This is a genomic window from Streptomyces sp. NBC_01257, from assembly GCF_035917255.1.
GTDB lineage: Bacteria > Actinomycetota > Actinomycetes > Streptomycetales > Streptomycetaceae > Streptomyces.
Genome location: NZ_CP108472.1, coordinates 2946871 through 2968869, shown reverse-complemented (window position 1 = coordinate 2968869; position 21999 = coordinate 2946871). Strand labels below are relative to the sequence as shown.

The window sequence follows — 21999 nt, the reverse complement described above, 5'->3', positions numbered from 1 at the left end:
GGCCCGCCCTCCTGTTCGACACCCCGGACATTGTCCGGAATTCTTGCGCGACCCATTGACGCGCAAGCGCTTCGATTTTACGGTCCGTTCGAAGTTACGGGCGTCATCCGGTATATCGAACAGTGAGGGCGGGGCATGGGACGACCTGGCCTGAATCGCAGGCAACTGATCACCGGCCTTGGCGGTGCGGCCGTCGCCGGCAGCTTCGGCTTCGCGGCGCTGGGAAGCGGTGCGGACGCCCTCGCGTCGGACGCGGCCACCCGGGTCCGCTACTGGAACCTCTTCAGCGGCGGCGACGGCTACAACATGATCGCGATGCTCGACGCCTTCCGCAGGGAGCACCCCGGCACCGAGGTGAAGGACTCGACGCTCCAGTGGGGCAGCCCCTTCTACACCAAGCTCGCCATGGCGGCGGCGGGCAACCGCGCACCGGACCTCGGCGTCATGCACCTGGGCCGCGTCACCGGGTTCTCACCGGGCCGCCTGCTCGACCCCTGGGACGTCGGCCTGCTCGCCAAGTACGGCGTGAGGGAAGCCGACTTCAACCCCGCGCTGTGGAAGCGCGCCGTCGTCGACGGCAAGCTCTACGCCCTCCCGCTCGACATCCACGTCCAGCTCTGCTTCTACCGCAAGGACGTGCTGAGGAAGGCCGGCCTGCTCGGCGACGACGGGCGGATCGTGCCCGTCACGTCCACCGAGGAGTGGTTCGACGTGCTCAAGGAGGCGAAGAAGGCCACGAAGAAGGGACTGCAGACCATCGGTCTGTGGGCCAACGACCAGAACTTCCAGTGGTGGTTCTTCGTCGCTTTCTACACCCAGCTCGGCGGCACCTGGTTCGACGCCGCCGACTCCGACGTCACCTTCGACACGGACAAGGCCACCCAGGTCCTGGAGTTCATGCGCCGGCACATCACCGACGGGTACTCCGACCCGGGCTTCGCCGGGGCCGCGGGCGCCGAACAGTTCCTCAACGGCTCCCCGTTCTGCTGGGAGGGCAACTGGTCGGTGCCGGTGTTCGACGGAGCGAAGACCGAGTACGGCGCCACGCCACTGCCGCCCGTCTTCGGCAAGCGGGCCACCCACGCCGAATCGCACTCCTTCGTCCTGCCGCACCAGTCAGGCCGCGGCGGCGACGCCAACGAGGCCGCCCACGAACTCGCCGCCTACGTCGTCAGGCACGCACAGCAGTGGGCCGCGGGCGGGCACATCCCCGCCTACACGCCGACGCTGTCCACGGCCGCGTACAAGAAGCTCGAACCGCAGAGCGAGTACGTCTCCGCGATGGACCACCAGGCCACCGAGCCCAAGGTGTGGTTCGCGGGCTCCACCGGCATCCTCGCCCAGCGCGTCGGACCGATCGCCGCATCCTCCATGCTCGGCTCCGCCAGGCCCGAGGCCGCCGCCCGCCGCATGAGGAGCACCCTCGCCGAGCTCCTCGCGATGAAGAACCCCATGGACGGCAGGACCGCGGCGCAGGCAGGAGCGGCCGCATGACGACGACCACACCCCAGGCCGTCCTCGCACCCACCCGCGCGAGGACCGCCGCCGACAGCCCCACGGCCCGCCGCAGGCAGGGCTTCCAGCACGGCGGATGGTTCGTCGCCCCGTTCCTCGTCCTGTTCGCGCTCTTCGTGATCTGGCCGCTGCTGCGCGGCGTCTACCTGAGCCTCACGGACGCCAACATCTCCGGCGACGGCGCGGGCTTCGTCGGCCTCGACAACTACCGCGAGGCCCTGCACGACCAGCTGATGTGGGACGCGCTCGGCCACAGCGCCTACTTCACGCTGCTCGTCGTGCCGTGCATCACGGTCCTCGCCCTCCTCCTCGCGCTGCTCGCCCACCACATCGAGCGCGGAAAATGGCTGTGGCGGCTGTGCTTCTTCATCCCGTTCCTGCTGCCGTCGACCGTCGCGGGCAACCTGTGGCAGTGGCTGTTCAACCCCGGTACGGGCATGGTCAATTACCTCTTCGGCCTCGATACGCCGTGGCTGACCGACACGTCGTACGCGATGCTCGCCGTCGTCATCACCACCCTGTGGTGGACGGTCGGCTTCAGCTTCCTGCTCTACCTCGCCGCGCTCCAGAACATCCCCGCACACCTCTACGAGGCCGCCGAACTGGACGGCGCGAACGCCTGGCACCGCATGGTCCACATCACCCTGCCCATGCTGCGCAACATCACCGGCCTCGTGATCGCGCTGCAGATCCTCGCCTCGCTCCAGGTCTTCGACCAGGCCGTCGTGATGCAGGACTTCGGCCCCGGGCCCGAGGGGTCGACCCGCACCTTCGTGCAGTACACGCTCGAAGAGGGCTTCACCAGCTACCGCGTGGGCTACGCCTCCGCGATCTCCATCATCTTCTTCGTCATCATCGCGGCCGTCGCCCTCGCCCGGATGTGGCTGCTGCGCAACCGTGAGGAGGACGCCCGATGACCGCCGACACCGCGCAGGCGCCCGTCAAGTCCCGTACCCGCAAGCCCTGGTCACCGAGCCAGGTCGTGCTCACCCTCATCGGCGTCGCCGTCTCGGCCGTGTTCCTGGCGCCGCTCGCCTGGGCGCTGTTCACCTCGCTCAAGTCGGAGACCGAGGCCGTCGAGGTGCCGGCGCACTGGCTGCCGGAGGACTGGACGGGCCAGGCGTGGAAGGCGCTCTTCGCCACCGGCAACATCACCGACTGGTTCGTGAACTCGCTCGTCGTCTCCATCTGCGTCACCGTCGTCGTGCTGCTCGTCAGCGCGCTCGCCGGATACGGCTTCGCCCGCACCGAGTTCAGGGGCAAGGCGTTCCTCATGGGCACGGTGATGGCGGGCCTGATGGTCTCGCCCGCAGTCCTCGGCGTCCCGCTGTTCACCACGGTCCAGCAGATGGGCATGGTCGACACCTACTGGGGCATGATCCTGCCGCAGTGCGCGCCCGCCGCGATGGTCTACATCCTCTACAAGTTCTTCCAGGGCATCCCGAAAGAGCTGGAGGAGGCGGCGTTCATCGACGGCGCCGGCCGCTGGCGGGTCTTCTTCACCATCATCGTGCCGCTCTCCAGGCCCTCCCTCTCCGCGGTCGGCATCTTCACCTTCATCGCGTCGTGGAACAACTTCCTCTGGCCGTACATGGTGACCAACAACCCCGACCTGATGACCATGCCGAACGGCATCGCGACCGTCATGAACTCCTACGGCATCCAGTGGGCCCAGCTCATGGCCGGCGGGCTGATGGCCGGCCTGCCGCTCATCGTCGTCTTCGTCTTCTTCCAGCGCCAGATCGTCAGCGGCGTCGCCCACACCGGGCTGGCCGGCCAGTGACGCGCACCGAGATCCGCAACCCGACCCCGAAGGACGTCATGACCCGCACCGCCCGATTCACCCTCGACCCGGCGTTCACCGTCGGCGACGTCGACCCCCGCCTCTTCGGCTCGTTCGTCGAGCACCTCGGCCGCTGCGTCTACGACGGCATATACGAGCCGGGCCACCCCTCGGCCGACGAGGCGGGCCTGCGGACCGACGTCCTGGAACTCATCCGCGAACTCGGCGTCACCGCCATCCGCTACCCCGGCGGCAACTTCGTCTCCGGCTACCGCTGGGAGGACAGCGTCGGCCCCGCCGACGAACGGCCGCGCCGCCTCGACCTCGCCTGGCGCTCCACCGAGACGAACCGCTTCGGCCTCTCCGAGTACATCGCCTTCCTCAGGAAGATCGGCCCGCAGGCCGAGCCGATGCTCGCCGTCAACCTCGGCACCCGCGGCGTCCAGGAGGCCATCGAGCTCCAGGAGTACGCCAACCACCCGGCCGGCACCGAACTCTCCGAGCGCCGCATCGCGCACGGCGACAAGGACCCCTTCGGCATCAGGCTGTGGTGCCTGGGCAACGAGATGGACGGCCCCTGGCAGACCGGCCACAAGACCGCCGAGGAGTACGGCAGGACCGCCGCCGAGACGGCCCGCGCCATGCGGCAGATCGACCCGTCCGTCGAACTCGTCGCCTGCGGCTCGTCCGGCCGCTCCATGCCCACCTTCGCCGCGTGGGAGGCCACGGTCCTCGCCGAGACCTACGACCTCGTCGACTACGTCTCGCTGCACGCCTACTACGAGGAACTCGGCGGCGACCGCGACTCGTTCCTGGCGTCCGCCGTGGACATGGAGTCCTTCATCGAGGACGTCGTCGCCACCTGCGACCACGTAGGGGCCCGGCTGAAGTCCACGAAGAGGATCAACCTCTCCTTCGACGAGTGGAACGTCTGGTACATGGCGCGCAGTCAGCAGGAGGCCGAGGCGAACCCCCTCGACTGGCCCGAGGCGCCGCGCCTGCTGGAGGACAGCTACTCGGTCACCGACGCCGTCGTCTTCGGCACCCTGCTCATCGCCCTGCTCCGCCACGCCGACCGGGTGACGGTGGCCTGCCTGGCACAACTGGTCAACGTGATCGCCCCGATCATGACCGAACCCGGCGGACCCGCCTGGCGCCAGACCACGTTCTTCCCGTTCGCCCAGGCCGCCCGGCACGGCCGCGGCCAGGTCCTGGACGTCCGGGTGGACTCGCCCACGTACACGACCGCGAAGTACGGTGAGACGGACCTGCTGCACGCCACCGCCGTCCGCGACCCGGAGACCGGCGCGGTCACCGTCTTCGCGGTCAACCGCAGCCAGTCCGCGGCCCTCCCGCTCGAAGTCGCCCTGCACGGGCTCGGCCTGACGGGGATCGCCGAGCACCAGGTCCTCGCCGACGCCGACCCGGACGCCCGCAACACCCTCACCGAACCCGGCCGCGTCACTCCCCACCCGGCCGAGGGCACGGCACTCGACGGGGGAGTGCTGCGGGCCGTGCTGGAGCCGATGTCCTGGAACATGATCCGCCTCTCCTGACCACAGCCCCCTCCCGCGAAGGGGCCCGCCCCCCGGTCCCGTTAGGCTGACGCCATGCGTGATCTCGGGGCGGGCCTCGGCTATCTGATCAAGGGGCAGCGCTGGGTCGCCCGGCACGGCAAGTGGTTCGGCATAGGGCTGCTGCCCGGCCTGATCACCCTCTTCCTGTACGCGGGCGCCCTCGTCGGCCTCGGCTACGGGGCCGACGACCTGGCGGACTGGGCGACACCGTTCGCCGACGACTGGTCCTCGCCCTGGCTCGGCCTGCTGCGCACCACCCTCACCGTGCTGGTCTTCGCGCTCGGCCTCTTCCTGGCCGTCATCACCTTCACCGCCGTGACCCTGCTCGTCGGACAGCCCTTCTACGAGTCGCTGTCGGAGGAGGTGGACCGGGCCGAGGGCGGTGAGGTCCCCGAGTCCGGGCTGCCGCTGTGGCGGGAGCTGTGGATCTCCGCCCGCGACAGCGTGCGCATCCTGGTGCGCGTCGCGCTGTACGCGATCCTGCTCTTCGCCCTCGGATTCGTCCCGGTCGCCGGACAGACCGTCGTCCCGGTCCTCGGCTTCTGCGTCACGGGGTACTTCCTCGCCGAGGAACTCACCGCCGTCGCCCTCCAGCGCCGCGGCATGGCGCTGAAGGAGCGGCTCGCCCTGCTGCGCGGCCGCCGGCTGCTGGTCCTCGGCTTCGGCGTACCCCTGGGGCTCGCCTTCCTGATCCCGTTCGTCGCCGTCTTCCTGATGCCGGGTGCCGTCGCGGGGGCGACCCTGCTGGCGCGCGACCTGGTGGGGGACGGCGCGGGCGGCCCCGGCGACGGCCCGGGCGAGGACTAGAGCTCCTGCCGGCGGTCAGCTCGTGTGCACCTCCAGCGCCGTGCGGACCGCCGACTCCAGCGCCCCCTCGATCCAGGCGGGCTTGACGGACGTGTGACAGCCCGCGAAGTGCAGCGGCCCCTCCACCGACCGCACATCGGCGAGCAGTTCGGTGTGCTGCCCGGGGAGCAGGACGGCCGCCTCGCCGTACGCGTACGGGTCACGCATCCACGACTGGGTGGCGCCCGCCCCCGTGTAGAAGACCTCGATGCGCTGTCCGTACACGTCCTGGACCCCGCCCAGCGCGTGCGGATAGCGCTCGTCGTCGTCCAGCGAGTCCCACTTCAGGGCGTCGTCGGCCCAGCTGTACGACGCCAGGAGCACCCCGCCCCTGCTCCCGTCGACCGGGTGCGAGGGCTGGTACATGAAGCGGTTGGCGTTGTCGGTGACCGATCCGCCGCCGATGACGTGGGCCGCCTCGGGCTGGTTGCGGGCGGTCGCGCGGTACGCCGCGTAGTGCACGCGCTGGTTGGGCGGAATGTGCCCGGACGGTACGGAGGGGTGGGCACCCAGCAGCGAACCGTCGGCCGGCGCCCTGCCGAGCCGGTACTCGTCGTACAGACCGGGCCGGACCCTCTCCAGCTCCTCCTTCCAGTCCTTCTCCTCGAACTCCCACCAGCGGCGGCTGAATTCGAGCAGCACCTTCGTGGCCGTGTCGTAGTGGACCTCGGTGATCGCGCGCCGCTTGCCGTACGAGAGCGGCGGCGTGACCGGGACGTGCCGCAGACCGGAGAACGGCACGGTGATGATCGCCCGGTCGCCGGTGAACGTCTCCCGCACCACCGTGCCGTCCCGGCCCTCCGACACCGTCTCGACCCGGACCCCGTCATCGCCGTGGCTGATCCTGGCGGCCCGGCGGTCCAGGTGCACCAGGTCCTCGACGCGTGCGTACATGGCGTCGGCCAGCGTCGCCGTGCCGTCGGGCAGCTCGTAGAACGCGGTGTCCGGGCTGATCAGGGAGGCGCCGATGAAGCTGTGCACGAAGGCGAGGGGGAGCCGCGATGTGAGGTTCTCGACGGTGCCGATGAGGTCGATGGTGCGCTCGTCGAGCCCGGCCTCCTCGGTGAGGAAGCGGAACATCGACCAGTGGCCGTAGTTCTGGATGACCCGGGCCCAGCCCTTGACGAGCTCCGAGCCCTCCTTGCCCTCGAACTCCTTGCGCACGGGGGCGAACGCCTCGCGCACGATGGCCGATGCGGTCTTGTCCTCGAACGCCGCGGGGACCCCGAAGGAGCGGTTGACCGCCTGCGGCTTCTTCGCGTAGTCCGCCTTGCGGACCCGGATGCCGTTGACGTGGATCCAGGTGTGGTTGACGGGCTGTCCCGTGCCGTCGACGTCGACGAGATGGAAGCGGCGGCGCTTCAGCTCGAAGCTGTCCATGAGCCCGGTGACGAGCGGGTGGCTGTCCGGGATGCGCATCGCGCCGGCCTCGGCGTACTGCTTCGGGTCGGTGAAGGGCGACTTCGCGTTCTCGTGGCCGCCGGTGCGGAAGGTCTTGATCCGGCCGCCGACCCGGTTGCCGTTCGCCTCGATCACGGTGACGGTGTGCCCGGCCTCGCGCAGCAGATGGGCGGCGGTCAGCCCGGCCGGACCCGCGCCGACGATCAGCACCTTCTTCGGGTCCTTGCCGCTGCGCGGCAGGCCCTTGGTGAGCAGGACGTCGCGGTAGTGCGGCACCAGCGACTCGTCCTGCTCGTCGCGTACGAGAACGGCGCGGGCGACGGTCAGGCAGGCCTCCCAGTCGGAACCGGGGGCCGCGAGAGGGGCGGGCGCGGCGGGAGAGCCGGACGCGGCCGCGTCCGCACGGGCGGCGGTGGTGGCGAGGGCCGCGACGCCGGCGGCGGCGCCCGCGATCATGGTGCGGCGTGAGGGCAGGCCGGACGTCGGTCCGGTGGGCTTGGAAGTCATGCGGCCACCCTGAGGGGCGCGGAAAGGGGCGCATTTCGCGAACGCGCGTAGACCGCCCGGAATCACTCCCAGGTGCCGCTTAACGATCTTGTAATACCGGCGTTCTCGCAGGTCAGAACGGCCTTGCCGGCGCCGGTCCTCAGCGCGCCGAGAAGCCGTACACCGTCGTCGACACGTACTCCTGGCCCGGCCGCAGCACCGTGCTCGGGAACTCCGGCCGGTTCGGCGAGTCCGGGAAGTGCTGGGTCTCCAGCGCGATCCCGGCGCACGGACCGAAGGGCCGCCCGTCGAAGTGGTCCGCCGTGTACAGCTGCATGCCCGGCTCCGTCGTCGAGACGGTCAGGACGCGCCCCGACACCTCGTCGTACAGCTCGGCCACCGGGCCCGCCACTCCCTCGTCGAGCACGAAGTTGTGGTCGTACTCCTTGGAGACCGGCCGCGGCTCCCGGAAGTCGAACCGGGTCCCGTCCACCGGCAGGAACTCACCCGTCGGCAGCGACTCCGCGTCCGCCGGGGTGATCCGCCCGGCCGCGATCCGCAGCCGCTGACCCAGCGCACTGCCGGACTCGGCGCCCGCCAGGTTCCAGTACGTGTGGTTCGTCAGGTTCAGCACGGTCGGCGCGTCCGTCGTCGCCCGGTACGCGATCCGCAGCGCCCCGTCCTCGTCCAGGGTGTACGCCACCGACAGCTCAAGCCGCCCCGGGAAGCCCTCCTCGCCGTCCGCGGCGACCAGGGACAGCTCCACGCCGTCCGCGATCCCGCGGGCCTCCCACACACGCTTGTCGAAGCCGCGGGCCCCGCCGTGCACATGGTTGCGGCCCTCGTTGCGCGTGACGTGGTGCGTCCGCCCGTCGAGGGTGAACGCCGCGCCGCCGATCCGGTTCGCGAACCGCCCGACCAGCGCGCCGAAGTACGGGCCGGTGTACTGGAGGTACGAGGCGAGATCCGGCAGCCCGAGCGCCACCCCGGCCCGCGCACCGTCCCGGTCCGGCACCTCGACCGACTGCACGACGCCGCCGTACGTCAGGACGCGCACCCGCGTACCGCCGCGCTCCAGCGTCCAGCGGTGCACCTCGGCACCGTCCCCGAGCGTGCCGAAGTGCTCCGTACGCGTGACCGTGCCCGAACCCGTCTCCATGATCGGAAACTCTACGCGGGAGGCCGTGCCGCCGTGACGTTGCGGTAGGCGATCTCGGCCAGCCTGGCCTGCCCGTTCCGCCCCGGGTGGAACCAGTCCCACTGGCTGAGCTGCTTGCCGGTGAAGCGGTAGTCGAACACCGCCCCGCCGTCGTAACGGCAGCGCCGGTCCTTCGCGCACACCTCGCGCAGCACCTCGTTGTACGCGACGACGCGCTCCTGCACCGCCGCGCGCCGGGCCACCGCCGACGCGCTCATGTCGTCCGCGTCGCCCAGCATCGACTTGCAGATGCCCAGCTTCCAGATCTGCTTGCCCAGCTGACTGCCCCGGCCCGTCGACCAGAGTCGCTTCAGGTCCGGCACGCTCGACACGTACACCTGGGCCTTCGGCGCCGCGCTCCGCAGCTGACGCATCGACGCCTCGAACGACGCACGGAAGTCCGCCACCGGCGTCATCACCCGCACCGAGTCCCGGCACGCGTCATTGGCGCCGATCATCACCGTCACCAGCTCCGGGTCCTCCTTCGCGGCCAGCGCCATCTGCTCCGGCAACTGGGCGATCCTGGCCCCCGTCTCGGCGTGGTTCCAGCTGCGGGCCGCCGCGCCCGAGGCGCCGAGCAGCCGCACCGCGAGACTGCGCACCGCGCTGTCCGTACCGGTCGACCAGGAGGCCTCGGGACAGTCGGCCAGCACCGAACAGGCGTCGAAGCCACGGGTGATGGAGTCCCCGACCGCGGCGACGGACCGCGGACTGCGGTCCCAGACCGGCGCCGCCGCCGCGGGCCGCCGGCCCTCTCCGGCCGCCGCGCCCTTCGTCGTCCCGTCGGACCCGGAGTCACAGCCCGTCAGCACGGCCGTGCCCAGACATGACACCGCGGCCAGCGCGGCCAGTGCGGTGCGCGAGCGGTGCCGTACGGAGCGATCCGGCATGTCCTCGTCCCCTCCTGTCCCATGCCGCCGGCACACCCGTGCGGCACCGGTCGGCGGGCCCGCGCGCCCTGCCGGGTGAATGCTGAGCGAATCATGGGCCCAGGACCGACGGTACGTCACACCTCGGACGCCGCCGCACGGTAGCTTTTCCCCGTCGAACCAGTGGCTCTTTCGGCCACCCGGCTCCACTCGGGTGGTTTCCGAACATCACATCACGTCACATACTGTCCCTTTTCCGGATATTAACTCCCGATGCTGTTTACTGATGACAGCCTCGGGGACCGGCCGGTAAGAGGTGGTACGGGCGCGAGGCCGCTGGGGAAGGCGAACCTCGTCCCACACTGGAGGTCCCGGTGACGACACGTGGAGTTCTGTACGTTCACTCCGCACCGCGCGCGCTCTGCCCACACGTCGAATGGGCGGTGGCGGGTGTTCTCGGCGTGCGGGTCCAGCTCGACTGGATCAGACAGCCGGCCGCGCCCGGCACCTGGCGGTCCGAATTCTCCTGGCAGGCCGGCCCCGGCACGGCCTCGCAGCTCGCCTCCGCGCTGCGCGGCTGGGACCTGCTGCGCTTCGAGGTGACGGCGGAGCCGTCGCCGACCGCGGAGGGCGAGCGCTACAGCTCCACGCCCGGGCTCGGCATCTTCCACGCCGTCACCGGCATGCACGGCGACATCCTGGTCCCCGAGGACCGTCTGCGGGCCGCGCTGGCGCGGTCGCTGCGGGGTGAGAGCGACCTGGAGGCGGAGGTCGCCAAACTCCTGGGCAAGCCCTGGGACGACGAACTGGAGTCCTTCCGCCACGCGGGCGAGGGTGCGCCTGTGCGGTGGCTCCACCAGGTGGTGTGACCTTCCGGGCACGCCCGCCCGCGCAGGCCCGAGCACCGAGGCCCACCCGGGGCTCCGCCCCGCACCCCGCGCCTCAATCGCCGGCGGGGCTGGTTTTTCGGGGCTCTGCCCCGGACCCCGCGCCTCAAGCGCCGGCGGGGCTTGATTTTGGGGCTTCGCCCCGGACTCGCTTCTCGAACGTCGGTGGTCGCTTTCAAGCGGTGATCCGGGCAAATCAAGCCCCTCCGGCGATTGAGGAGCGGGGGTCCGGGGGCAGCGCCCCCGGAACGCACCGTGTCACGGATGAAGCCCGCCTCCCCAGGACAGGGGAAGCGGGCTTCATGCGTACAGGCGCGAAGATCACACCGTGCGGAACGCCAGGACCACGTTGTGCCCGCCGAACCCGAACGAGTTGTTGATCGCAGCGATCGGCCCCTCCGGCAGCGGACGCGGCGCATCGCGCACGATGTCCGCCTCGACCGCCTCGTCGAGGTGCTCGATGTTGATGGTCGGCGGAGCCATCCGGTGGTGCAGCGCGAGCACCGTCGCCACGGTCTCGATACCGCCCGCGCCACCGAGCAGATGACCCGTCATCGACTTCGTCGCCGAGATCGCGACATGGTTCAGGTCGTCGCCCAGGACCTTGCTCAGGGCCTTCAGCTCCGCGAGGTCACCCTGCGGCGTGGACGTCGCGTGCGCGTTCAGGTGCACGACCTCGGACGGCTTGAGGTCCGTCTGGTCCAGCAGGTTCTGCATCGCCGCGGCGATACCGCGCCCGGTCGGCTCGGGCTGGGCGATGTGGTGGGCGTCCGCGGACAGCCCCTGGCCCAGCACCTCGCAGTAGACCCGGGCACCACGCGCGGCGGCGTGCTCCGCGGACTCCAGCACGACGACTCCGGCACCCTCGCCGAGGACGAAGCCGTCACGGCCCGTGTCGTACGGACGCGAGGCCTTCTCGGGCTCGTCGTTGCTCTTGGACATCGCCATCATGTTGGCGAACGCGGCGATCGGCAGCGGGTGGATCGCCGCCTCGGTGCCACCGGCGAGGACCACATCGGCGCGGCCGGTGCGGATCATCTCGACGGCGTAGCCGATGGCCTCGGCACCAGACGCACAGGCGGAGACCGGGGTGTGGACGCCCGCCTGGGCGTTCACCTCGATGCCCACGTTGGCGGCCGGGCCGTTCGGCATGAGCATGGGCACGGTGTGCGGGGAGACGCGGCGTACGCCCTTCTCCTTCAGCACGTCGTACTGGTCGAGCAGGGTGATCACGCCGCCGATGCCGGAGGCGATGACCGATCCCAGCCGCTCGGGCCGGACGTTCTCGTCCTCACCGGCCTTGCCGGTGAAGCCCGCGTCCGCCCACGCCTCCCGGGCCGCGATCAGCGCGAACTGCGCCGAGCGGTCCAGCTTGCGGGCGAGCGGACGGGGCAGGACCTCGGACGGGTCGACGGCCGCGAGGGCCGCGATCCGTACGGGCAGTTCGGCGAAACGTTCGCCCTCAAGGGGCTTGACGCCGGACCGGCCGGCCATCAGACCTTCCCAGGTCGATGCGGAATCGCCACCCAGCGGAGTGGTTGCGCCGATACCGGTGACGACCACGGTGCGATTGGTCGAGCTCACTGGAAAATCTTCTCCACGTGTAGAGGGTCGTGAATCAGCGGCGCCACCGCCGGGTGGCGACACAGCCGGGCTGGGATCAGCCCTGGTGCTTGAGGATGTAGTCGGTGGCGTCGCCGACCGTCTTGAGGTTCTTGACGTCCTCGTCGGGGATCTTGACGTCGAAGCGCTCCTCGGCGGCGACGACGACCTCGACCATGGACAGCGAGTCGACGTCCAGGTCGTCGGTGAAGGACTTGTCCAGCTGGACGTCCTCCGCCGGGATACCGGCGATCTCGTTGACGATCTCGGCGAGACCGTCGAGGATCTCCTTCTGCGTGGCGGCCATGTTGGCGCTCCTTCGGTGTATATCTGCTGGGTTCGGGTGTCCGGGCGAAAAGACCCGGTGTGCCTAGGGGAGGGTAACGACCGTCGCGGCGTAGACGAGACCCGCCCCGAAGCCGATGACGAGCGCGGTGTCGCCGCTCTTCGCCTGACCGGTCGCCAGAAGCCGCTCCATTGCGAGCGGAATCGAGGCGGCGGAGGTGTTGCCGGTGGTCTCCACGTCACGGGCGACCGTGACGTGCTCCGGCAGCTTCAGGGTCTTCACCATCGAGTCGATGATCCGCATGTTGGCCTGGTGCGGGATGAAGACGTCCAGGTCTTCCGGGGCGATCCCGGCCACGTCCAGCGCCTGCTGGGCGACCTTCGCCATCTCGAAGACGGCCCAGCGGAAGACCGCCTGACCCTCCTGCGTGATGGCCGGGAACTTCTCCGGACGGTCGGCGTGGAAGGTGTCCCACGCCACGGTCTGCTTGATCGTGTCGGACTTGTCGCCCTCGGAGCCCCAGACCGTCGGGCCTATGGCCGGCACCTGGGACGGGCCGACGACGACGGCACCGGCGCCGTCACCGAACAGGAACGCCGTCGCGCGGTCGCTCAGGTCGGTGAGGTCGCTCAGCCGCTCCACGCCGATGACGAGCACGTACTCCGCCGAGCCCTCGACGATCATGCCCTTGGCGAGCGTCAGACCGTAGCCGAAGCCCGCGCAGCCGGCCGAGATGTCGAAGGCGGCGGGCTTGCCGGCACCGATCCTGTGCGCGATCTCGGTGGCGATGGCCGGGGTCTGCTTGAAGTGCGACACGGTGGAGACGACCACCGCGCCGATCTGCTCCGGCGTGATCCCGGCGTCGGCGATGGCCTTGCCGGACGCCTCGACGGACATCGCGGCCACGGTCTCCTGCTCGGAGGCCCAGTGGCGGGTGGCGATGCCGGACCGGGAGCGGATCCACTCGTCGGACGAGTCGATCGTCTCGAGGATCACCTCGTTGGGCACGACACGGGTCGGACGGTAGCCGCCGACACCCATGATCCGTGCGTACGGGGCGCCCTGGCTGGGCTTGATCTTCGACATGCTCTCGGGCTCCTTAGGCGCCCGCGTGCTCAGCGATGAGCGCGCGGGCCGCGTCGAGGTCGTCGGGGGTCTTGAGCGCGAGCGTCTCCACGCCGGGCAGGGCGCGCTTGGCGAGACCGGTGAGCGTGCCGCCGGGGCAGGCCTCGACGATCGCCGTCACGCCGAGCTCCTTGAACGTCTCCATGCACAGGTCCCAGCGGACCGGGTTGGCGACCTGGCCGACCAGCCGGGAGATGACCTCCGCGCCGGTGGCGACCGTCTTCCCGTCGGCGTTGGAGACATATGTCACGGCCGGGTCGGAGACCTCCAGGGCGGTGGCGGCCTCGCGGAGCCGCTCGACCGCGGGAGCCATGTGGTGCGTGTGGAACGCGCCGGCGACCTTGAGCGGGACCACCCGGCGCACGCCCTCGGGCTTGTCCTCGGTGAGCGCGGCGATCTGTCCGGCCGTCCCGGCGGCGACGATCTGGCCGGCGCCGTTGACGTTCGCGGGGGTCAGGCCGAGCTTCTCCAGGTGCGCGACGGTGACCTCGGGGTCACCGCCGAGCAGCGCCGCCATGCCGGTCTCGGTGACCGCGGCGGCCTCGGCCATGCCGAGCCCGCGGGTCCGCACGAAACGCAGCGCCGCCTCGTCGCCGATGACTCCGGCGAGAGCGGCCGCGGTGATTTCACCCACGCTGTGACCTGCGACGACACCCGGCGACGCGTTCAGCGCGGCGGCGGAGAGCAGACCGGCGGCGACGAGCAGCGGCTGAGCCACCGCGGTGTCACGGATCTCCTCCGCGTCGGCCTTGGTGCCGTAGTGGGCAAGGTCGAGCCCGATGGCGTCGGACCAGGCCGCGATGCGGTCGGTGGCACCGGGGAGGTCGAGCCAGGGAGTCAGGAAGCCGGGCGTCTGAGCGCCTTGGCCGGGAGCGACGAGTACGAGCACCCTCACACTCTCTCTTGTGAACGGTCCGGAACGCCCGTGGGGACAGGGACGAAGAACCGTAGGGGGAATTGTTGATGTCCGACAAAAGTCTAGGACTGCAGATCCCTGTCGGCCAGACGCCCCAGGATCAGGGCGATCCGCAGAGTGAACGCCGAGCGGACGTCGGAAGGCGACCAGCCGGTGACGTCAGTCACACGTCGGAGCCGGTAGCGCACGGTGTTGGGGTGGACGAACAGCATCCGGGCCGCGCCTTCGAGGCTGCTCGCCTGTTCCAGATAGACGCTCAGGGTCTCCAGGAGAGCCGAGCCCGCTTCTTCGAGCGGTCTGTAGATCTCCTCCACCAACTGATCCCGTGCCGCCGGGTCGCCCGCCATCGCGCGTTCCGGCAGCAGATCGTCCGCGAGAACCGGGCGCGGGGCGTCCTGCCAGGCACCGCACGCCTTGAGCCCGGCGGCGGCCGCCTGCGCGGACCGGGTGGCCGCCAGCAGGTCGGGCACCACGGGCCCGGCGACGACCGGACCCGCCGCGTACGGGCCGATCAGGGCCTTCGCGACCTGGAGCGGGTTGTCGCTGCCGCCCGCGATGACGACCAGGCGGTTGCCGAGCACCCCGGTCAGGACCTGGAGCTTGGCGTGCCGGGCGGCCCGGCGGATCGCCTCCACGGTCAGTTCGCTGTCCCCGTCGGGGGCCGTACCGAGGAGCACGCACACGTGCTCGGGCGAGTTCCAGCCGAGCGCGGCGGCCCGGGACACCGCGCCCTCGTCGGCCTCGCCGGACAGCACCGCGTTGACCACGAGCGATTCGAGCCGGGCGTCCCAGGCCCCGCGGGCCTCGGCGGCCTGGGCGTACACCTGCGCGGTCGCGAAGGCGATCTCCCGCGCGTAGACCAGCAGCGCCTCGCGCAGCACCGACTCGTCACCGGGGGCGGCGACCTCGTCGATCGCGGCCTCCATGACCTCGATCGTCGTCCGCACCATCTCGACGGTCTGCCGCAGCGTGATCGCCCGGGTCAGCTCGCGCGGGGCCGTACCGAACACATCCGTCGAGATCGCCTGCGGGGTCTCCGGGTGCCGGAACCACTCGGTGAACGCGGCGATGCCGGCCTGGGCCACCAGGCCGATCCAGGACCGGTTCTCCGGTGGCATCGCCCGGTACCAGGGCAGCGACTCGTCCATGCGGGCGATCGCGTTCGCGGCCAGCCGGCCGGAGGACTGCTCCAGACGCTTCAGGGTCGCGGCATGGAGATGGGCGTCGTTCGCAGCGGGCTGCTCAGGATCGGGTCGGGGCACGGGGACAAGACTGCCCTATCCGGACGGGTGCCCGAAGGGGCGGGGCGGTCCGCGGGTCGTACCGCCGGGTATCCGGACGGCCCGAACACGAGGTCCCGGGGCGGGCTACCGTGGGCGGGTGATTTCCGTACGCCGCTCGGGCGACCGTTTCAGGGGCGGGGACGGAGCGGCGGGCATCGAGTCCCGGCACTCCTTCTCCTTCGGTTCCTTCTACGACCCCGACAACCTCCGCTTCGGCCCGATCCTGGCCTGCAACGAGGAGCGCCTCGCCCCCGGCACGGGCTTCGAGGAGCACCCGCACAGCCACACGGAGATCGTGACCTGGGTGGTGGAGGGCGAGCTGACCCACCGCGACTCGGCCGGTCACGCCACGGTCGTACGCCCCGGCGACGTCCAGCACCTCAGTGCGGCCTCCGGCGTCCGCCACGTCGAACGCAACGACGGGGAGAGCCCGTTGACGTTCCTCCAGATGTGGCTGGCACCCCTGGAGCCGGGCGGCGACCCCTCGTACACGACCGTCCCCGGCATCGCCGACTCCACCCCGTACGCCCTGCCGGACGCCGGATCGATGCTCCATGTGCGCCGGCTGGCCGAGGGGGAGCGCACGGCGGTGCCGGACGCGCCGAAGGTGTACGTGCACGTGGTGCGGGGCGGGGTCGCGCTCGGCGGCGAGGAACTGGCGGCGGGGGACGCGGCGCGGATCACCGCGGAGGAGGGCCTCGAACTGGTCGCGGCCGGGCCCGCCGAGGTGCTGATGTGGGAACTGCCGGACTGAGCCGCCCGCCCTACCGATCGCTGTCCCGGCGCCACATCGACCACATCGGCGGCCCGGCCCGGAAGGTCATCTCCTCGTGCACGACGAATCCGTGCCGCTCGTAGAACGTCAGATTGCGGCGGTTGCTGGACTCCAGGAACACCGGCCGCCGCCCGTCCGCGTCCGCCTGCTCCAGCAGCCGGCTCAGCACCCGCGAACCACGCCCCGTGCCGCGCGCGTCGGCGTGGGTGCCGATGTACTCCACGTACCAGTGCGCGGGCGTGGCCGGATGACGATGCTCCAGCGCGAGCAACCGCATGCCGGTCCGGGGCAGTTGGGTCCGGCCCGCGCGTAGCAGGGTGCCGGCGTTGCGCAGCAGGTAGCTCACCGGCAGTTTCCACTGACCGGGCTCCGCCCACACCGCCGCGACCGTGCGGTCCGGGTCGGTCCACACCCGGCTCGCGGGCACCTGCTGGGCGAGGTGCGCCGTGAACAGGAGCCGCAGCCGCCGGTCCCGGTCGTGCGGCATCAGCCAGGACCAGACGGGGTCCTCGGCGTAGGCGCTGGCGAGTACGGCGGCGAGCGCCGGGACGTCGGAGGCGGTGGCGCGGACTATGTCGGTCATGGCCGGGGAGAGTATCGGCCATTCGTGACCTTGGACTACCGTCCCGGCCCGCCCTGTTGGCATCTTGGCCTCGGCGAGCCCCCCACCCGGCAGCGGAACGGCGAAAGAACATCTGCCGGTGTCTCAGGAATACGTCCACGCTTCGCCCGCCGTTCGCCCCGGCGGCCTAGTTTTCGCAGGCACGCGCCGACGTTCCTCCCCCGAATCTCTCTCCCCCCAGAGGTGCCCCTGATGACTCTCCACACGACCGAGCCCTCGTCCCCCGACACCGAGAACGGCGTCGCGGGCGAGAACACCAGCGAGTTCCGCATCACCCGGCGCCGGATGCTCCAGACCGCCGCCGTCTCCCTCGGCGCCCTGGCGGCCGGCCCGGTCGCCGAAGCGGTCGGCGGGGCGCAGGCGAGCGCGGCCGAATACCACCTGCCCAAGGGCTTCAAGGGTGACATATCGGACCTGAGGCACGTGGTGATCCTGATGCAGGAGAACCGTTCCTTCGACCACTACCTCGGTCAGCTGCCCGGTGTGCGCGGACACCACGACAAGCAGGTCCTGAGATTCCAGGACGGCACCGACGTCTTCCAGCAGCGCGACGCCACCGGCGCCATCGTGACGCCCGCCGTTTCGACGGCCACCTGGAGCGACAAGCACAACTTCTACGGTGCCAACGAGGGGCGTTGGGACACCTGGGTGAAGGACAAGGGCGACCACTGCATGTGGTACTACACGCCCGACTACATGCCGTGGATGTACTCGCTCGCCTCCCAGTACACCGTCTGCGACATGAACTTCTGCTCACTGCACGGGCCGACCATCCCGAACCGTTACTACCTGATGACCGGTTCGGGCGGCGGCGAGGTCACCAACGCCGGCCAGAACAACTACTCCCGCAGCTGGACCACGGTCCCCGAGCAGCTCCAGCAGGCCGGCATCGACTGGCGGGTCTACTCCGACAACAGCGGCAACGGCGTCGCCGGCAGCCTCCAGAACGGCTACGTCGGCGAGTACGGCTGCAACGTCACCAACAGCTTCAAGGCCTTCGACCCCCGCACGGCGGACGAGGCCGACCTCGCGCCGGGCACCGGCAGGATCTGGAAGGCCAACTCCTTCGTCTACGAGGGCGCCACCACGCCCAACGACGACTCCGAGGCGAACCTCGACGCGGTGCTCCGCGACCTGATCGCGGCCTGCGAGCCGGGCGCCGAGCACCCGCTCCCCGAGGTCTCCTGGGTGGTGATGCCCGCCGCGTGGAGCGAGCACCCGGGCTTCGACACGGTGCACGGCGAGCGCTACATGAACAAGGTCCTCAAGACGCTCCAGAGCAACGAGGACATCTGGAACCACACCCTGGTGATCATCACCTACGACGAGAACGACGGAAAGTTCGACCACGTCCTGCCCCCGCGCCCCGAGGCGGGCACCCCCGGCGAGTTCTCCGGCACCACCCCGTACGGCTTCGGCCCCCGGGTCCCGATGCTGCTGGTCTCACCGTGGACCCGGGGCGGCTACGTCGCATCGGAGGTGTTCGACCACACCTCGACGATCAAGTTCCTGGAGACCTGGGCCACGCACCTGGGCAAGCCGTTCACCTGCCCGAACATCACCGAGTGGCGCCGCTCCATCGCCGGCGACCTGACCAGCGCGATCGACTTCGCACACCCGCGCCCGGGCCGGGTCGTCATCGCCGACCCGGTCACCGGCACCCCGCCGAAGCCGCCGCGCGACCGCCTGGAGCCGCGCGGCCTCTCCTTCCACCCGCACGCCACGCTCACCGAGGACCGCTCCGCCGGCACGGTGACCGCGTCCATGACGCTGACCGGCGGCCCGGCGGACAAGGCGGTGAGCCTCCAGGTCTTCCCCGACCAGTACCTCGCCTTCGCCAACACCCCGTACACGGTGAGCACGGCGACCCCTCGCTCGTACACCTGGAACACGGACGAGACCGACGGCAAGTACGCCTTCTCGGTCTACGGCCCCGACGGCTTCCTGCGCTCCTTCGCCGGCCAGGTGACTCCCGCGAGCGTGAGCACGAAGCACATCGGCATTCCGCGCGTGGCCGCGGAACTGCTGAAGGGCAGGCACGCCACGGTCAGGCTGCGCCTGCACAACGACGGCCGCCGTCCCGTCCGTTACACCCTCAAGGCCAACGACTACGCCGGCGGCACCCGGAAGTACACCGTCCCCGGCGGCGCCTCCACGGTCGTGCACTGGCCCACCGAACACGGCTACTACGACGTGGTGCTCACCGCCGACACCGGGGCGGGATGGACCCAGCGGTACGCGGGGCGGGTGGCCACGGCCTGACGCCGACGAACGGGGCCCGGGGCGGCCGCCGCCGCCCCGCTACGCCTTCAGCTCCGCCAGCACCGCGTCCGTGAACGGCGGCCATACCTCGGCCGCCCACGGGCCGAAGGCGCGGTCGGTGAGGGCGACGCATGCCGCGCCCGCCGTCGGGTCGATCCACAGGAACGTGCCGGACTGGCCGAAGTGGCCGAACGTCGCGGGGGACGACGAAGCGCCCGTCCAGTGCGGCGACTTGTGGTCGCGGATCTCGAAGCCGAGGCCCCAGTCGTTGGGGTTCTGGTGGCCGTAGCCCGGCAGTACGCCCTTCAGGCCGGGGTGGACGACGGTCTGGGCCTCCAGGACCGTGCGCGGGTCCAGGAGCCGGGGGGCCTGCACCTCCGCGGCGAAGCGCAGCAGGTCGTCGACCGTCGAGACGCCGTCGCGGGCGGGTGAGCCGTCCAGCGCGGTGTCCGTCATGCCCAGCGGCTCCAGGACCGCCTGGCGCACGTACTCCGGGAACGGGATCTCCGTCGCCTTCGCGATGTGGTCGCCCAGGACCTCGAAGCCCGCGTTCGAGTACAGCCGGCGGGTGCCGGGCGGGGCCGTCACCCGGTGCTCGTCGAACGCGAGGCCGCTGGTGTGCGCGAGGAGGTGGCGGACCGTGGAGCCCTCGGGGCCCGCCGGCTCGTCCAGCTCGACCGCGCCCTCCTCGTACGCCACCAGTGCCGCGTAGGCGGCGAGCGGCTTGGTGACGGAGGCGAGCGGGAAGCGGTGCGCGGCGGGGCCGTGCCTGCCGAGGACGGTTCCGTCCGCTCGTACGACGGCCGCCGCCGCGGTGGGGACGGGCCAGTTATCGATCATCGCCAGGCTCTGCATGTGCTGGAGCCTATGGCTCCGGGGTTCCGTCCTCAAACGCCGGACGGGCCGGCTTTGTGCGGGTGCCCCGCGGGGCTCGGCGCCCCCACCAAGCCCGTCCGGCGCTTGAGGACAGAGACCCCGGCCCCGAACGAGGGGCAAGCGACAACCGAGGACCCGGCCCCGCAAGGGGCCCACTTGCTTCGAGTGCACTCCAAGGTTCTAGCGTGGAGGCATGACGGTGATGGAGACCACTTCGGCAGGAACGGACGCGGACGCCTGCGCAGCGGGCCCCCGGGCCCACCCGCGCCCCGAGGGCCAGGACCGCTACACCATCAGCGAGGTGGCCGCCCACACCGGGCTGACCGCCCACACGCTGCGCTGGTACGAGCGGATCGGGCTGATGCCGCACGTCGACCGGTCGCACACCGGCCAGCGCCGCTTCACCAATCGTGACCTGGACTGGCTCGCCTTCGTCGGCAAGCTGCGGCTGACCGGCATGCCGGTCGCCGACATGGTCCGTTACGCGGAACTGCTGCGCGAGGGCGACCACACCTTCGAGGAACGGCAGGAGCTGCTGGAGGCGACCCGCCGCGATGTGAGGACGCGGATCGCGGAGCTCCAGGACACCCTCGCCGTCCTCGACTACAAGATCGAGTTCTACGCAGGCGCCCGGCGGGCGCCGGAAAGGCCCAGTGCCTGATGACTGACCACAAGATCGCCACCGTGGAGCTCGGCAGCAACGGCCCGCAGGTCGGCGTCCAGGGACTCGGCTGCATGGGCATGAGCGAGTTCTACGGGGACACCGACGAGTCCGCGGCCCGGGAGACCCTGGAGACGGCGCTCGCCGCGGGCGTCACGCTCTTCGACACCGCCGACATCTACGGCAGCGGCGCCAACGAGACGTTCATCGCGCCCTTCGTCGGCGCGCACCGCGACGAGATCACCCTGGCCACCAAGTTCGCCATCGAGCGGCGCGACGACGACCCGCACTACCGGGGCGTGCGCAACGACCCCGCGTACATCCGGCAGGCCGTCGAGAACAGCCTGCGCCGGCTGAACACCGACGTCATCGACCTCTACTACATGCACCGCCGCGACCCGTCCGTCCCGCTGGCGGAGTCCGTCGGCGCCATGGCGGAGCTGGTGGCGCAGGGCAAGGTCAAGCAGCTCGGGCTCAGCGAGGTCACCGGTGCGGAGCTGCGCGAGGCGCACGCCGTGCACCCGATCGCCGCCCTGCAGTCCGAGTGGTCGCTCTTCAGCCGGGACGTGGAGCGCAGCGCCGTGCCCGCCGCCGTCGAGCTCGGCGTGACCTTCGTGCCGTACTCGCCGCTCGGCCGGGGCTTCCTGACCGGTGCGTTCGCCGACGCGGGCAAGGAGCTGACCGGGAACGACTTCCGGAAGTACCAGCCGCGCTTCACCGGCGACAACGCCAAGGTCAACGCCGCGCTGCTCGAACCCGTCCACAAGATCGCCGCCGCGCACGGGGCGACCGCCGCCCAGGTGGCCCTCGCGTGGGTCCAGCAGCGCGCCCAGGTGCACGGGCTGACCGTCGTCCCGATCCCCGGCACCCGCAAGAGCAGCCGGCTGCTGGAGAACGTCGGCGCGACCCGGCTCACGCTGACCGCCGAGGAACTGGCTCTGCTGGAGCCGATCGCCGGCCAGGTGGCGGGGGACCGCTACCCGGACATGAGCTCGACGTCCGCCGCGCGCGAGTAGCGGCCCTCGGGGC

General features: G+C 70.9%; 20 protein-coding genes. 10 read left to right on the top strand and 10 right to left on the bottom strand.

What is annotated here, in order from left to right:
• Positions 1–135 precede the first annotated feature (135 nt).
• From OG408_RS12595 to OG408_RS12575, 5 genes are read left to right on the top strand one after another with little or no spacing between them, the layout of a single operon-like run.
• Positions 136–1494 (top strand): extracellular solute-binding protein, encoded by a 1359-nt coding sequence (locus OG408_RS12595; RefSeq protein WP_326669887.1) that lies wholly within the window; start codon positions 136–138, stop codon positions 1492–1494.
• Positions 1491–2432, top strand: a complete 942-nt coding sequence (locus OG408_RS12590) for a carbohydrate ABC transporter permease (protein WP_266778443.1) — start codon at positions 1491–1493, stop codon at positions 2430–2432. Before OG408_RS12595 ends, OG408_RS12590 begins: the two co-directional genes overlap by 4 nt.
• Complete coding sequence (locus tag OG408_RS12585; RefSeq protein ID WP_285570161.1) at positions 2429–3298, top strand: carbohydrate ABC transporter permease; 870 nt, start codon at positions 2429–2431, stop codon at positions 3296–3298. The genes OG408_RS12590 and OG408_RS12585 overlap by 4 nt, the downstream gene beginning before the upstream one ends.
• Positions 3299–3336: 38 nt before the next feature.
• A complete protein-coding gene (arfA, locus tag OG408_RS12580; protein WP_285570163.1) occupies positions 3337–4854 on the top strand; it encodes an arabinosylfuranosidase ArfA in 1518 nt (505 codons plus the stop codon).
• A gap of 54 nt (positions 4855–4908) precedes the next feature.
• Positions 4909–5682: an EI24 domain-containing protein gene (locus OG408_RS12575; protein WP_266778436.1), complete on the top strand. Its 774-nt coding sequence runs from the start codon at positions 4909–4911 to the stop codon at positions 5680–5682.
• Positions 5683–5697: 15 nt separating this feature from the next.
• Here the strand turns inward: OG408_RS12575 and OG408_RS12570 are convergent, their stop codons facing one another.
• From OG408_RS12570 to OG408_RS12560, 3 genes are all read right to left on the bottom strand, one after another.
• Positions 5698–7629, bottom strand: coding sequence for a flavin monoamine oxidase family protein (locus OG408_RS12570; RefSeq protein WP_326669881.1), 1932 nt, complete (start codon positions 7627–7629; stop codon positions 5698–5700).
• 139 nt (positions 7630–7768) lie between these two features.
• Entirely contained in the window at positions 7769–8767 is a 999-nt protein-coding gene (locus tag OG408_RS12565; RefSeq protein WP_266778432.1) for an aldose epimerase family protein, read from the bottom strand.
• An 11-nt stretch (positions 8768–8778) separates the two neighbouring features.
• On the bottom strand, positions 8779–9696 hold the full coding sequence (locus tag OG408_RS12560; RefSeq protein WP_326669878.1) for an SGNH/GDSL hydrolase family protein: 918 nt from the start codon (positions 9694–9696) through the stop codon (positions 8779–8781).
• A gap of 353 nt (positions 9697–10049) precedes the next feature.
• On the opposite strand from OG408_RS12560, the gene OG408_RS12555 reads away from it, so the two are divergent.
• On the top strand, positions 10050–10544 hold the full coding sequence (locus OG408_RS12555; RefSeq protein ID WP_266778428.1) for a DUF3145 domain-containing protein: 495 nt from the start codon (positions 10050–10052) through the stop codon (positions 10542–10544).
• Between the two features lie 339 nt (positions 10545–10883).
• Here the strand turns inward: OG408_RS12555 and fabF are convergent, their stop codons facing one another.
• The 5 genes from fabF to OG408_RS12530 all read right to left on the bottom strand — a co-directional run bounded on the left by fabF (position 10884) and on the right by OG408_RS12530 (position 15753).
• The gene (gene fabF / locus OG408_RS12550) at positions 10884–12146 is read right to left on the bottom strand and encodes a beta-ketoacyl-ACP synthase II (protein ID WP_266778426.1); all 1263 of its coding nucleotides are present in this window, start codon (positions 12144–12146) and stop codon (positions 10884–10886) included.
• A 76-nt stretch (positions 12147–12222) separates the two neighbouring features.
• Positions 12223–12471 carry an acyl carrier protein gene (locus OG408_RS12545; protein ID WP_266778424.1) on the bottom strand — a complete coding sequence of 83 codons (249 nt, stop codon included), beginning with the start codon at positions 12469–12471 and terminating at the stop codon, positions 12223–12225.
• A 63-nt stretch (positions 12472–12534) separates the two neighbouring features.
• The gene (locus OG408_RS12540; RefSeq protein ID WP_266778422.1) at positions 12535–13536 is read right to left on the bottom strand and encodes a ketoacyl-ACP synthase III; all 1002 of its coding nucleotides are present in this window, start codon (positions 13534–13536) and stop codon (positions 12535–12537) included.
• Positions 13537–13549: 13 nt separating this feature from the next.
• Entirely contained in the window at positions 13550–14464 is a 915-nt protein-coding gene (locus OG408_RS12535; RefSeq protein WP_266778420.1) for an ACP S-malonyltransferase, read from the bottom strand.
• Positions 14465–14553: 89 nt separating this feature from the next.
• Positions 14554–15753, bottom strand: a complete 1200-nt coding sequence (locus OG408_RS12530) for a PucR family transcriptional regulator (protein WP_123470709.1) — start codon at positions 15751–15753, stop codon at positions 14554–14556.
• Positions 15754–15871: 118 nt separating this feature from the next.
• Here OG408_RS12530 and OG408_RS12525 point away from each other — a divergent pair, with 118 nt between their 5' ends.
• Entirely contained in the window at positions 15872–16528 is a 657-nt protein-coding gene (locus OG408_RS12525) for a pirin family protein (RefSeq protein ID WP_266778418.1), read from the top strand.
• Between the two features lie 10 nt (positions 16529–16538).
• On the opposite strand, the gene OG408_RS12520 is transcribed toward OG408_RS12525, so the two are convergent.
• Positions 16539–17132, bottom strand: coding sequence for a GNAT family N-acetyltransferase (locus OG408_RS12520; RefSeq protein ID WP_326669873.1), 594 nt, complete (start codon positions 17130–17132; stop codon positions 16539–16541).
• A gap of 231 nt (positions 17133–17363) precedes the next feature.
• Here OG408_RS12520 and OG408_RS12515 point away from each other — a divergent pair, with 231 nt between their 5' ends.
• Entirely contained in the window at positions 17364–19433 is a 2070-nt protein-coding gene (locus tag OG408_RS12515) for an alkaline phosphatase family protein (RefSeq protein ID WP_326669871.1), read from the top strand.
• Between the two features lie 39 nt (positions 19434–19472).
• Here OG408_RS12515 and OG408_RS12510 read toward each other — a convergent pair whose 3' ends face one another.
• Positions 19473–20288 carry a serine hydrolase domain-containing protein gene (locus tag OG408_RS12510; protein ID WP_266778412.1) on the bottom strand — a complete coding sequence of 272 codons (816 nt, stop codon included), beginning with the start codon at positions 20286–20288 and terminating at the stop codon, positions 19473–19475.
• 214 nt (positions 20289–20502) lie between these two features.
• Here OG408_RS12510 and OG408_RS12505 point away from each other — a divergent pair, with 214 nt between their 5' ends.
• Complete coding sequence (locus OG408_RS12505) at positions 20503–20970, top strand: MerR family transcriptional regulator (RefSeq protein WP_266778410.1); 468 nt, start codon at positions 20503–20505, stop codon at positions 20968–20970.
• Positions 20970–21986 (top strand): aldo/keto reductase, encoded by a 1017-nt coding sequence (locus OG408_RS12500; protein ID WP_266778408.1) that lies wholly within the window; start codon positions 20970–20972, stop codon positions 21984–21986. The genes OG408_RS12505 and OG408_RS12500 overlap by 1 nt, the downstream gene beginning before the upstream one ends.
• Positions 21987–21999 lie beyond the last annotated feature (13 nt).